Raw genomic sequence first — 12645 nt, forward strand, 5'->3', positions numbered from 1 at the left:
GGCAATTGTCCCTGTGTTCGCCGCAGCCCCCGGGCCTAGAATGCGGGCTCCCTCCATCAGGCTTTTGGGGTTCGCATGCACATCTCGTCCGGTCGCTGGGTCTACGGCTTGTTCCTTGCGCTGCTTACGGCGCTGTTGTGGGGCATCCTGCCGATCAAGCTCAAGCAGGTGTTGCTGGTGATGGACCCGGTGACCGTGACCTGGTTTCGCCTGTTGGTGTCCGGTGGGTTCCTGCTGATCTACCTGGCGGCGGTCAAGCGTTTGCCGAGCTGGCGGGTGCTTGGGCCGCGCGGCGGCTGGCTGGTATTGATGGCGGTCTGCGGGCTGGTGGGCAACTACGTGCTGTACCTGATGGGGCTGAACCTGCTGAGCCCCGGCACCGCGCAACTGGTGGTGCAGATGGGGCCGATCCTGCTGCTGATCGCCAGCCTGTTTGTGTTCAAGGAGCGTTTCAGCCTGGGGCAGGGGATTGGCCTGGCGGTGCTGCTGATCGGTTTCGGGCTGTTTTTCAATCAGCGCCTGACCGAGCTGCTGACGTCCCTGAGCAACTACACCGCCGGGGTGCTGACGGTGCTCGCCGCCTCGGCGGTCTGGACCTTCTACGCCCTGGGCCAGAAACAGTTGCTGACGGTGTGGAATTCCCTGCAGGTGATGATGGTGATCTACCTGTTCTGCGCGCTGTTGCTCACGCCGTGGGCCCATCCCCTCGAGGCGCTGGAGTTGAGCCCGCTGCAAGGCTGGCTGTTGCTGGCCTGTTGCCTGAATACCCTGATCGCCTACGGTGCCTTTGCCGAAGCGCTGGCTCATTGGGAGGCGTCGCGGGTCAGCGCCACGCTGGCGATCACACCCTTGGTGACCTTCGCCGCGGTGGCTGTGGCGGCCTGGTTGTGGCCCGAATATGTGCATGCCGAACAGATCAACGGCCTGGGTTATGGCGGGGCGGTGTTGGTGGTGCTGGGGTCGGCGTTGACGGCCCTGGGGCCGTCGCTGATGGCCGGGCTCAAGGCGCGGCGGGTGCGTATGCAAGTGCCGGAGAGCTAGGGCGCGTTATCCTTGATCGCGGGCAATCCCCCTATCCTGTAGGAGCGAGGCTTGCCCGCGATAGCGTCTGTTCAATCACCGCCTTCCATCAGCCCTGCTTGCCAGCCTCCAGCATGTTTTCCGGCCGCACCCAGGCATCGAACTCTTCGTCCGTCAGATACCCCAGCTCCAGGGCCGCTTCACGCAAGGTGCGGTTCTCGGCATAGGCCTTCTTGGCGATCTCGGCGGACTTGTCGTAGCCGATATGGGTGTTGAGCGCGGTGACCAGCATCAGCCCGCGTTCCAGGTGGTCGGCCATCTGCACCGGGTCGGGCTCCAGCCCGGCGATGCAGTGCTGCTGGAAGTTGCTGCAGCCGTCGGCGAGCAGGCGTACCGATTGCAGCAGGTTGTGGATGATCACCGGCTTGAATACGTTCAGCTGCAGGTGGCCCTGGCTGGCGGCGAAGCCGATGGCGACGTCGTTGCCCATCACCTGGCACGCCAGCATCGACAGGGCTTCGCACTGGGTCGGGTTGACCTTGCCTGGCATGATCGAGCTGCCCGGTTCGTTGGCCGGCAGCCTGACCTCGGCCAGCCCGGCGCGTGGCCCGGAGCCGAGCAGGCGCAGGTCGTTGGCGATTTTCATCAGGCACACCGCCAGGGTCTTCAGGGCGCCGGAGAGGGTGGTCAGAGGTTCATGGCCGGCGAGGGCGGCGAACTTGTTCGGCGCGGTAACAAACGGCAGTCCGGACAAGGCCGCCAGCTCGGCGGCGATCGCCTCGCCGAAACCGTGGGGCGAGTTCAGCCCGGTACCGACGGCGGTACCGCCCTGGGCCAGTTCGCAGACCGCCGGCAGGGCCGCGCGAATGGCGCGCTCGGCGTAGTCCAGCTGCGCGATGAAGGCCGACAGCTCCTGGCCGAAGGTGATGGGCGTGGCGTCCATCATGTGGGTGCGCCCGGTCTTCACCAGCTTCATGTGGCGTGCCGCGAGTTCGGCCAGGCCGCCGGACAGCTCGGCGATCGACGGCAACAGATGCTGCTGCACCGCCTGGGCCGCGGCGATGTGCATCGCCGTGGGGAAGCAGTCGTTGGAGCTTTGCGAGCGATTCACGTGGTCGTTGGGGTGCACCGGCAACTTGCCGCCGCGCGGGTTGCCGGCCAGTTCGTTGGCGCGACCGGCGATCACCTCGTTGACGTTCATATTGCTCTGGGTGCCGCTGCCGGTCTGCCAGACCACCAGCGGGAACTGGTCGTCATGCTGGCCGTCCAGCACCTCGTCGGCGGCCTGTTCGATCAGCCGGGCGATATCGGCGGGCAGGTCGCCGTTGCGGTCGTTGACCCGGGCCGCGGCCTTCTTGATCAACGCCAGGGCATGCAGGACCGACAGCGGCATGCGCTCGTTGCCGATGGCGAAGTTGATCAGCGAACGCTGGGTCTGGGCGCCCCAATAGGCGTCGTCCGGGACTTCAACCTGGCCAAGGCTGTCGGTTTCGATTCGACTCATCGTGCTCACTCCTGTAGGTCTGATTGCGCAGTTTAGGCCGTGATCCACAGCCCGGGTTCCATAAAGCGCCTTTTGTGTCATTTGGTCGAGCAAATGCAGGCACCACAAGGCTTGGGGTTGAGCGACAGAGTTTTTTAGGCGCAGAATGGTCGCCCTTGGGGTTATACCTCGCCTGCTAGAAAAGGAAACTCGATGACTCGTCTTCGTGCCATCTGTACCGCGGTTGCTCTGGTTTGCGCCAGCGGCCAGGTGCTTGCCGATACCGCCAGCCACAACGCCAGTGCCGAAGCTTTCCTGACCCTGGCGCACGCTGACAAGCTGGGCACTCCGGTGTACATGCAAGTGCAGCAAATGTTTGCTCAGCGTTTTGAACAGACCAAAGCCCCAGAGTCGAAAAAAGCCGTGCTGGAAACCTACCAGGCCAAGGCCAACGCCGCCCTGGACCAGGCCATCGGCTGGAACAAGCTGAAGCCGGACATGGTCAAGCTCTACACCAGCAACTTCAGCGAATCCGAGCTCAAGGACCTGGTGGCGTTCTACCAGTCGCCGCTGGGCAAGAAAGTCCTGGAAAAAATGCCGCAGCTGACCCAGCAATCGGCCCAGATGACCCAGGCCAAGCTGGAAAGCGCGGTACCGGTAGTCAACAAGCTGCTGGCCGACATGACCGCCGAGCTCGAGCCTAAGGCCGCACCGGCGAAGAAGAAGTAAGCGGAGCCAGGAATGACCATGCAACAACGTATCGAATCGGCACTGGGCGCATTGCAGCCTGAGCATTTGCAGGTGCTGGATGAAAGCCACATGCACAGCCGCGGCCTGGAGACCCACTTCAAGGCCGTGCTGGTCAGCGAGCAGTTTGCCGGGCTCAACAGCGTCAAGCGTCACCAGAAGGTCTACGCGACCCTGGGCGAGCTGATGGGCCAGTTCCATGCGTTGGCGCTGCATACCTACACGCCGCAAGAATGGGCGAAGATTGGCGCGGCCCCGGCCTCGCCGACCTGCGCTGGCGGCAGCAAGCATTAACCACAGGTTTTTTGCTAGAATCCGCAACGCGCCGCTCAGTCGGCGCGTTTTTTTTGCATCCGGTTCACCCTTTACGAGGGTAGCCACCTGGAGAATTACCCATGACACAACCGATTGTCGTGGCGGCACTGTATAAGTTCGTCACCCTCGAAGATTACGTTTCCCTGCGCGAACCGCTGCTCAACGCGATGCTCGACAACGGCATCAAGGGCACCCTGCTGATCGCCGAAGAAGGCATCAACGGCACCGTTTCCGGCAGCCGCGAAGGCATCGACGGGCTGCTGGCCTGGCTCAAGAACGACCCGCGCATGGTCGACATCGATCACAAGGAATCGTACTGCGACGAGCAGCCGTTCTACCGCACCAAGGTCAAGCTCAAGAAAGAGATCGTGACCCTGGGCGTGCCCGGCGTCGACCCGAACAAGAAGGTCGGCACCTATGTCGAGCCGCAGGACTGGAACGCGCTGATCAGCGACCCGGAAGTGCTGCTGATCGACACCCGCAACGACTATGAAGTGTCGATCGGCACCTTCGAAGGCGCCATCGACCCGAAGACCACCAGTTTTCGCGAGTTCCCCGACTACATCAAAGCCAACTTCGACCCGAGCAAGCACAAGAAGGTCGCGATGTTCTGCACCGGCGGCATTCGTTGTGAGAAGGCTTCGAGCTATATGCTCAGCGAAGGTTTCGGCGAGGTCTTCCACCTCAAGGGTGGCATCCTCAAGTACCTCGAAGAGGTGCCGCAGCAGGAGAGTAAATGGCAGGGCGACTGCTTCGTCTTCGATAATCGGGTGACTGTGCGTCACGACCTCAGCGAAGGCGACTACGATCAATGTCATGCCTGCCGCACGCCGGTAAGCGTCGAAGATCGCGCCAGCGAGCACTATGTACCGGGTATCAGCTGCCCGCATTGCTGGGACACGCTGAGCGAGAAAACCCGCCGCAGCGCCATCGACCGGCAGAAGCAGATTGAACTGGCCAAGGCTCGCAACATGCCGCACCCGATCGGTTACAACTACAAGCAATCTTCTTCCGAGGCCTGAGCCATGTCTGCCCGCCTGCTCTATGTGATGGACCCGATGTGTTCGTGGTGCTGGGGCTTCGCTCCAGTGGCCGAGGCCCTGGTCGAGCAGGCGCGCGCAGCGGGCGTCGAGTTGCATCTGGTGGTGGGCGGCCTGCGTACCGGCAGTGGCTCGGCACTGGAGCCGACCACTCGCCGCTACATCATCGAACACTGGCAGGCGGTCACCGAGGCCACCGGCCAGCCGTTCAAGTTCGAGGGCGCCTTGCCCGACGGTTTTGTCTATGACACCGAGCCTGCGTGCCGCGCCATTGTGACGGCGCGCAGCCTGGCGCCGGATTGCGCCTGGAAACTTTTGCGGCTGATCCAACAGGCTTTTTACGTCGAAGGCCGGGATGTCACTCGCGCCAGCGTTCTGGTGGAACTGGCCGAAGCAGCGGGTGTGCCGCGCATCGAGTTCGCCGAGGCTTTTGATCGCGCCGAGCAGCATGCCGCCACCGCCGCCGATTTCACCTGGGTCCAGGACCTGGGGATCGCCGGCTTCCCGACCTTGCTGGCCGAACGCAATGGCCAGCTGGCCTTGTTGACCAATGGCTACCAGCCCCTGAGTGAGCTGTCTCCACTGCTCGGCCGCTGGCTGGAGCGTGCCGCCTGTGCGTGACCTGGTTGGTGATCCACAAGCGCCGGAACCCGTCGATCGCCTGAGCTGGGCGGAAGTCCGCCGGCTGGCACTGCAGCATAAAAAAGCGTTGTGGATCGCCAATGGCGTGGCCGTCCTGGCGACGCTGTGCAGCGTGCCGATTCCGTTGCTGCTGCCATTGCTGGTGGACGAAGTGCTGCTGGGGCACGGCGATGCCGCGCTGAAGGTGATGAACCACGCCTTGCCCGCGGGCTGGCAGAGCGCCGCCGGCTATATCGGCCTGATGTTGCTGATCACCCTGATGCTGCGTTGCTCGGCGCTGCTGTTCAACGTGCTGCAGGCCCGGTTGTTTGCCGGGTTGGCCAAGGACATCGTCTATCGCATCCGCCTGCGGCTGATCGAGCGCCTCAAGCGCATTTCCCTGGGCGAATACGAAAGCCTGGGCAGCGGTACGGTGACGACTCACCTGGTCACCGACCTCGACACCCTGGACAAGTTTGTCGGCGAAACCCTCAGCCGTTTTCTGGTGGCCATGCTCACGCTGGTGGGCACCGCGGGCATCCTGATGTGGATGCACTGGCAACTGGCGCTGCTGATCCTGCTGTTCAACCCCCTGGTGATCTACGCCACGGTGCAGCTGGGCAAGCGGGTCAAGCACCTGAAGAAGCTCGAGAACGACAGCACCTCGCGGTTCACCCAGGCCCTGACCGAAACCCTGGATGCGATCCAGGAAGTCCGCGCGGGCAACCGCCAGGGCTTTTTCCTCGGCCGTCTCGGCCGGCGTGCCCAGGATGTGCGGGACTACGCGGTGGCCTCGCAATGGAAGAGCGACGCCTCCAATCGCGCCAGCGGGCTGCTGTTCCAGTTCGGGATCGATATCTTCCGCGCGGCGGCCATGCTCACCGTGCTGTTTTCCGATCTGTCCATCGGCCAGATGCTGGCCGTGTTCAGCTACCTGTGGTTCATGATCGGCCCGGTGGAACAACTGCTGAACCTGCAATACGCCTACTACGCCGCCGGTGGCGCGCTGTCGCGGATCAACGAGCTGCTGTCGCGGGCGGACGAGCCGCAGTACGCCGGCGGTGTCGACCCGTTCCAGGGGCGCGAGACCGTGGGGATCGAAGTCAGCGGCCTGAGCTTCGGCTATGGCGACGAGCTGGTGCTGGACCAGATGAACCTGTCGATCGAGCCGGGGGAGAAGGTGGCGATCGTCGGCGCCAGCGGCGGCGGCAAAAGTACCCTGGTGCAGCTGTTGCTGGGGCTCTATACACCGCAGGCGGGCGTGATTCGTTTTGGCGGCAAGACCCAGCAGGAAATCGGCCTGGAAACCCTGCGCGAAAACGTCGCGGTGGTGTTGCAGCATCCGGCGCTGTTCAACGACAGCATCCGCGCCAACCTGACCATGGGCCGCGAGCGCAGCGACGAGGCCTGTTGGCGGGCGCTGGAGATCGCCCAGCTGGATTCGACGGTGCGCGCCCTGGCCAACGGCCTGGACAGTGTGGTCGGCCGCTCCGGCGTGCGTCTGTCCGGCGGGCAGCGCCAGCGCCTGGCGATCGCGCGGATGGTCCTGGCCGAACCCAAGGTGGTGATCCTCGACGAAGCCACTTCCGCCCTGGACGCCGCCACCGAGTACAACCTGCACCAGGCGCTGACGCGTTTCCTCCACGGCCGGACCACCCTGATCATTGCCCACCGCCTGTCCGCGGTAAAACAGGCGGATCGGGTTCTGGTGTTCGATGGCGGACAGATTGCCGAAGATGGCGACCATCAGCAGCTAATTGCCGACGGCGGCCTTTACGCCAAGCTTTACGGGCATTTGCAGCAAGTCCAACGACCTTGAGTTTTATCCGGTTTTCTGTGCTTAGTGCTTGAATTCTCTGGTGGAAATGACCCTCCTGGGGCACGGCCCTGTCGTGTCTCGACTGGCAGCGTGCTCGAACGTCACGGCCTGTGCGTTCGAAGCCGCGGAAATTAGCCTAGTCTGTGCTGTCAGGAGCGTTATTTTCTCGGGTGTTCATCTGGCAGTGCTTATGCAAGGGACCTCATGAAGCAAAAGCGGACTCTCGGAACGCCACGGTTATTGGGCATCGTCTGGCCATTTATTGCGGTGGTGTTGTTTCAAGCGCTGTTGGGTGGCCTCAGCTTATATGTCCTTTCGGCGGTACGTGGTTACGTTGCCGGGGAGAGCCTTTGGTCCAAGGGCCAGAAGGACGCCATCTACTACCTCAATCTCTACGCCGACAGCCGCGACGAATCGATCTTCCTGAAGTACCAGAACGCCATTGCCGTGCCCCAGGGCGGGCATGAGCTGCGTGTTGCCCTGGATCAGCAGCCGCCCGACCTGAATGCCGCGCGGGCGGGGATTCTCAAGGGCGGCAACCACCCCGACGACAGCGACAGCGTGATCTGGCTGTACCTGAACTTTCGCCATTTCAGCTACCTGGAAAAAGCCATCGACCTGTGGACCGTGGGCGACAGTTATCTGGTGCAGCTCGATAGCGTGGCCCATGAAATGCACCGCAGCATTACCAGCAACCAGGCCTCCGAAGCCGATATCCAGCGCTGGAAGAACCAGATTTTCGCCATCAACGATGGCGTGACGCCCGCGGCCAAGGCCTTTAGCGATGCACTGGGCGAGGGCTCGCGGGTCATCCTGCGGCTGTTGCTGATCACCAACCTGGCCACCGCGCTGGGGCTGATTGTCCTGGCGTTGCTGCGCACCCATAAGCTGCTGGCCCAGCGTCATGAATTCGCCAGCGCCTTGCAGCTGGAAAAGGAGCGGGCCCAGATCACCCTGCAATCCATTGGCGACGGCGTCATCACCACCGACGTGGACGGCGCCATCGCCTACATGAACCCGGCCGCCGAGGAAATGACCCACTGGAAGGCCGAGCAGGCCGTGGGGCTGCCGCTGGCGGCCTTGTTCAATCTGCTCGATGAAAATGCCCAGACCGACGGCTTCACCCTGATCGAACACATCCTCAGCGGCCAGCTCAGTGGCGGCAGCGAGCACTCGAAGCTGATCCAGCGCCTGGATGGCAGCACGGTGTCGGTGACCCTGGTCGGCGCGCCTATCCAGAACGCCGGCAAGGTCAGTGGTACGGTGCTGGTGCTGCACGACATGACCCAGGAGCGCCAGTACATCGCCAATCTGTCCTGGCAGGCGACCCACGATGCCTTGACCGGCCTGGCGAACCGTCGCGAGTTCGAATACCGCCTGGAGCAGGCGCTGCACAACCTGAGCCGGCAGTCGGGGCGGCATGCGCTGATGTTCCTCGACCTGGACCAGTTCAAGCTGGTCAACGACACCTGCGGCCATGCGGCAGGGGACGAGCTGCTCCGGCATATCTGCGCCTTGCTCCAGTCGGGCCTGCGCGAGGGCGATACCCTGGCGCGCCTGGGTGGCGACGAATTCGGCATCCTGCTGGAGAACTGCTCGCCGGAAGCGGCGGAAAAGATCGCCGAAGGCCTGCGCCAGACGGTGCAGAACCTGCATTTTGTCTGGAAGGGCCGGCCCTTCGTGACCACGGTCAGTATCGGCCTGGTGCACGTGGCGCACACCCCGACCACCCTCGAAGCATCACTGCGGGCAGCGGACATGGCGTGCTACATGGCCAAGGAGAAAGGGCGCAACCGGGTCCAGGTCTATCACGCGGACGACTCGGAGCTGTCCCTGCGGTTCGGTGAAATGGCCTGGGTCCAGCGCCTGCACATGGCCCTGGAGGAAAACCGCTTCTGTCTTTATGCCCAGGAAATAGCCGCCCTGGGGCATGTGGACCGGCTTGGCGGGCATATCGAGATTCTGCTGCGCCTGCACGACGAGGCCGGGCGGATGATCCTGCCCGACAGTTTCATTCCGGCCGCCGAGCGTTACGGCCTGATGACCTCTCTGGACCGTTGGGTAGTGGAGAATGTGTTCAAGATCATCGCCGAATGCATCCGCGAGGAGCGTGAAGGGCCGCTGGCGATGTGTGCGATCAATCTGTCGGGCGCGACCATCGGTGACGAGGCTTTCCTGGACTTCCTGCGCGAGCAGTTCATCGTCCATGGCGTGCCGCCGGACCTGATTTGTTTTGAAATCACCGAAACCAGCGCAATCTCCAATCTCGGTAGTGCGATTCGATTTATCAACGAGCTCAAGGGCTTGGGCTGCCATTTTTCGTTGGACGACTTTTGCGCGGGAATGTCGTCATTCGCTTATCTCAAACATTTGCCTGTAGACTTCCTGAAGATCGATGGAAGTTTCGTAAAGGATATGCTGGACGACCCGATCAATCGCGCGATGGTCGAGGTGATCAACCATATCGGTCATGTGATGGGCAAACGCACGATTGCCGAGTTTGTCGAAACACCGCAGATTGAGCAGGCATTGTTGGAGATCGGCGTGGATTACGCTCAGGGCTACCTGATCGAGCGCCCGCAACTCTTTACCTGCGACAGCCTGCAGTGCCGGCCTTCACGACCACAGCCTCTGCTATTCAAGGCTCCTGGCACGTTCCGTTGAATCTCTCGCTGATCCGTACCATCACCATCAAAAGGAGCCCCGACAGTGATCGACGCATTCAACAGGACCGGTCCGCTCATGGACGCTGCAAGCTATCCGGCCTGGGCCCAGCAGCTGATCCAGGATTGCAGCGAGAGCAAGCGCCGCGTGGTCGACCATGAACTGTACCAGCGCATGCGCGACAACAAGCTCAGCAACAAGACCATGCGCCAGTACCTGATCGGTGGCTGGCCGGTTGTCGAGCAGTTCGCCCTGTACATGGCGCAGAACCTGACCAAGACCCGTTTTGCCCGTCACCCCGGTGAAGACATGGCGCGGCGCTGGCTGATGCGCAATATCCGGGTCGAGCTCAATCATGCCGATTACTGGGTGAACTGGAGTCGCGCCCACGGCGTGAGCCTGGAAGATCTGCAGGAGCAGCAGGTCCCTCCGGAGCTGCATGCCTTGAGTCATTGGTGCTGGCACACCAGCTCCGCCGATTCGCTGATCGTGGCGATCGCTGCGACCAACTACGCAATCGAGGGGGCAACGGGTGAGTGGTCGGCGCTGGTCTGCTCCACTGGCGTGTATGCGGCGGCCTTTCCCGAAGAAGAGCGCAAGCGGGCGATGAAGTGGCTGAAAATGCATGCCCAGTACGACGATGCGCATCCTTGGGAGGCGCTGGAAATCATCTGCACCCTGGCCGGCATGAAGCCGAGCAAAGCCTTGCAGAGCGAACTGCGTCAGGCGATCTGCAAGAGTTATGACTACATGTACCTGTTCCTGGAGCGTTGCCTGCAACAGGAAAAGACCCCCGCGGTCCGTGAGCGGATGGCACTGGTCGAAGGTTGAGTGGCTGCCTCCGATGGAGGCGGCCCAGCGTTCTTCAGCCGGCCATCGCCAGGCGATTGCGGCCTTCGCGCTTGGCCACGTACAGCGCGCTGTCCGCACGGCGTAGCAGGCTCTCGGCTGATTCCCCCGGCAGCAGGGTCGAGCAACCCAGGCTGACCGTCAGTTCGATCAACTTGCCATCCGCCCAGTAATCCTTGGCCTGAGCCGCCTGGCGCAGCCGTTCTCCCACCATGGCGGCAGCATCGCGGCCGGTGTTGGACAGCAGGATCAGGAACTCCTCGCCGCCAAAACGAAACACCATGTCGACGTTGCGCAACTGCGCCTTGATGGCCGCGGCAACGGCCTTGAGCACTTCATCGCCGGCGCTGTGGCCGTGGCTGTCGTTGATTCTCTTGAAGTGATCGATATCCAGCATCAGCAGCGACAGGGGATGCAGGTGGCGGCGGGCCATTTCAATTTCCCGCTGCAGCGTCTGGTCCATGGCGATCCGGTTGCCGGTGTCGGTCAAGGGATCGCGCAGGGCGCTACGGGTGGCGGCCCGATAGAGCAGGGCATTGCGCATCGGGTAAAGCAGGGTGGACAGCAGGGATTCCAGATGGCTCTGTTCCTGGTCGCTGAAGCGCTGATTGCGCCGAAACACCAGCTCGCCCATGGTTTCGCCTTCATGGCTCAGGCTGTAGCTGATGGAGTGGTGGCCGCGCTGGCCGAACTCCAGGCGCAGGTCGCTGGGCTTGTGCTGGTAAACCAGGGCATCCAGGGGCACAAGGCGTTGGGTTTCGCGGAAGAACAGGCCGAGAATGCGTTGCGGTTCCAGGCTGGTCTGCAATTGCAGGCTCAGTTGCTGGCGCAGCTGGGCGAGGCTGACCGGGCGTTGCAGGAGTGGTGACTGCTGGCCAAAGCCCAGGCGTTGCAATTTGGCACTATCGAAGTCAATTGCGTTGGTCTGGGTCGGTGTTTTCATATGGCGTGAGCCCCTGAGCACGTAATGCAATCTTTACTGGCTGGGTGAGAGCGGCTCATGGCTGCACGTCATACTGTTCCATCAGTCCCGCAGGACAAAGTGCCCACAGTCTAATCCGCTTTAGAGCCCGTTATAAGCCCCGACCCGATCGCCGCCGAGTTTCGCCAATACACTGCCTATCTGAGGGAGGTTAGAGCGAAAGGCGTGCCATTTGCTTCATCTGAGCAAAATGCTTTTGAATTCAGATGGTTGGCTGACAGTGCCGAGGTTTGGCGTAACCAAGGGTGGCATTTGTCTGGCGATGGCTCGGCAAAGGCCGGCGAAGAAAGGAGCGCCGCGACGGTATTCCGCCGCGGCCAAAGAAAGGATTACTGGGCGTCGAATGCCTGGCCGTTGATCCCGCTACTGTCCGGACCCATGAGGTACAGGTAGACCGGCATGATCTCCTCGGGGGCCGGGTTGTTGCTCGGATTTTCCCCCGGGTAGGCCTGGGCGCGCATGCTGGTGCGGGTAGCGCCCGGATTGACGCTGTTGGCGCGCACCGGGGCAACGCCGTCGACTTCGTCGGCGAGGGTCTGCATCAGGCCTTCGGTGGCGAATTTCGAAACGCCATAGGCGCCCCAGTAGGCACGGCCCTTGCGGCCAACGCTGCTGGAGGTGAACACCACCGAGGCGTCCTGGGACAGCTTGAGCAGCGGCAGCAGGGTACTGGTCAGCATGAACATGGCGTTGACGTTGACTTGCATCACACGCATGAAGTTCTCGCCCGACAGCTGTTCCAGCGGCGTGCGTGGACCAATGATCGAGGCGTTATGCAGCAGGCCATCGAGGTGGCCGAACTCGGCTTCGACCATGGCGGCCAGTTCGTCGTACTGGTGCGGCAGGGCGGTTTCCAGGTTGAACGGAATCACCACCGGCTGAGGATGGCCGGCGGCTTCGATCTCGTCGTAGACCTGGGTCAGGTTGGCTTCGGTCTTGCCCAGCAGCAGCACGGTGGCGCCGTGGGCGGCGAAGGTCTTGGCGGCAGCGGCACCGATGCCGCGGCCAGCGCCGGTGACCAGGATGACCCGATCCTTGAGCAGTTCGGGGCGGGCGGAATAATCAAACATAAAAACCTCGGGAAATCAGAAGCGAAAGCCTGGGC

The 12645-nt window shown here is 62.5% G+C and carries 11 protein-coding genes; 8 read left to right on the top strand and 3 right to left on the bottom strand.

The window, feature by feature from the left end; genetic code table 11:
* Positions 1 to 75: 75 nt before the first annotated feature.
* A complete protein-coding gene (locus NRG23_RS28470; protein ID WP_009050180.1) occupies positions 76 to 1041 on the top strand; it encodes a DMT family transporter in 966 nt (321 codons plus the stop codon).
* Positions 1042 to 1129: 88 nt separating this feature from the next.
* On the opposite strand, the gene NRG23_RS28475 is transcribed toward NRG23_RS28470, so the two are convergent.
* A complete protein-coding gene (locus NRG23_RS28475; RefSeq protein WP_257373099.1) occupies positions 1130 to 2524 on the bottom strand; it encodes a class II fumarate hydratase in 1395 nt (464 codons plus the stop codon).
* 192 nt (positions 2525 to 2716) lie between these two features.
* Here NRG23_RS28475 and NRG23_RS28480 point away from each other — a divergent pair, with 192 nt between their 5' ends.
* The 7 genes from NRG23_RS28480 to NRG23_RS28510 all read left to right on the top strand — a co-directional run bounded on the left by NRG23_RS28480 (position 2717) and on the right by NRG23_RS28510 (position 10540).
* A complete protein-coding gene (locus NRG23_RS28480) occupies positions 2717 to 3232 on the top strand; it encodes a DUF2059 domain-containing protein (protein WP_009045024.1) in 516 nt (171 codons plus the stop codon).
* A 12-nt stretch (positions 3233 to 3244) separates the two neighbouring features.
* The gene (locus NRG23_RS28485) at positions 3245 to 3544 is read left to right on the top strand and encodes a BolA family transcriptional regulator (RefSeq protein ID WP_016704374.1); all 300 of its coding nucleotides are present in this window, start codon (positions 3245 to 3247) and stop codon (positions 3542 to 3544) included.
* A 101-nt stretch (positions 3545 to 3645) separates the two neighbouring features.
* Positions 3646 to 4587 (top strand): rhodanese-related sulfurtransferase, encoded by a 942-nt coding sequence (locus NRG23_RS28490; protein ID WP_038577054.1) that lies wholly within the window; start codon positions 3646 to 3648, stop codon positions 4585 to 4587.
* Between the two features lie 36 nt (positions 4588 to 4623).
* Positions 4624 to 5226: a DsbA family protein gene (locus NRG23_RS28495; RefSeq protein WP_172833393.1), complete on the top strand. Its 603-nt coding sequence runs from the start codon at positions 4624 to 4626 to the stop codon at positions 5224 to 5226.
* Positions 5219 to 7045 (top strand): ABC transporter ATP-binding protein, encoded by a 1827-nt coding sequence (locus NRG23_RS28500; protein ID WP_009050175.1) that lies wholly within the window; start codon positions 5219 to 5221, stop codon positions 7043 to 7045. Before NRG23_RS28495 ends, NRG23_RS28500 begins: the two co-directional genes overlap by 8 nt.
* A 204-nt stretch (positions 7046 to 7249) precedes the next feature.
* Positions 7250 to 9709, top strand: coding sequence for an EAL domain-containing protein (locus NRG23_RS28505; RefSeq protein ID WP_009050174.1), 2460 nt, complete (start codon positions 7250 to 7252; stop codon positions 9707 to 9709).
* A gap of 78 nt (positions 9710 to 9787) precedes the next feature.
* Positions 9788 to 10540, top strand: coding sequence for a TenA family transcriptional regulator (locus tag NRG23_RS28510; RefSeq protein WP_246881993.1), 753 nt, complete (start codon positions 9788 to 9790; stop codon positions 10538 to 10540).
* 34 nt (positions 10541 to 10574) lie between these two features.
* Here the strand turns inward: NRG23_RS28510 and NRG23_RS28515 are convergent, their stop codons facing one another.
* A complete protein-coding gene (locus tag NRG23_RS28515; protein WP_009050172.1) occupies positions 10575 to 11501 on the bottom strand; it encodes a GGDEF domain-containing protein in 927 nt (308 codons plus the stop codon).
* A 368-nt stretch (positions 11502 to 11869) separates the two neighbouring features.
* Positions 11870 to 12610, bottom strand: a complete 741-nt coding sequence (locus NRG23_RS28520) for a YciK family oxidoreductase (RefSeq protein WP_016704371.1) — start codon at positions 12608 to 12610, stop codon at positions 11870 to 11872.
* Positions 12611 to 12645 lie beyond the last annotated feature (35 nt).

This window comes from Pseudomonas sp. T8 (assembly GCF_024610635.1).
Taxonomy (GTDB): domain Bacteria; phylum Pseudomonadota; class Gammaproteobacteria; order Pseudomonadales; family Pseudomonadaceae; genus Aquipseudomonas; species Aquipseudomonas chlororaphis_I.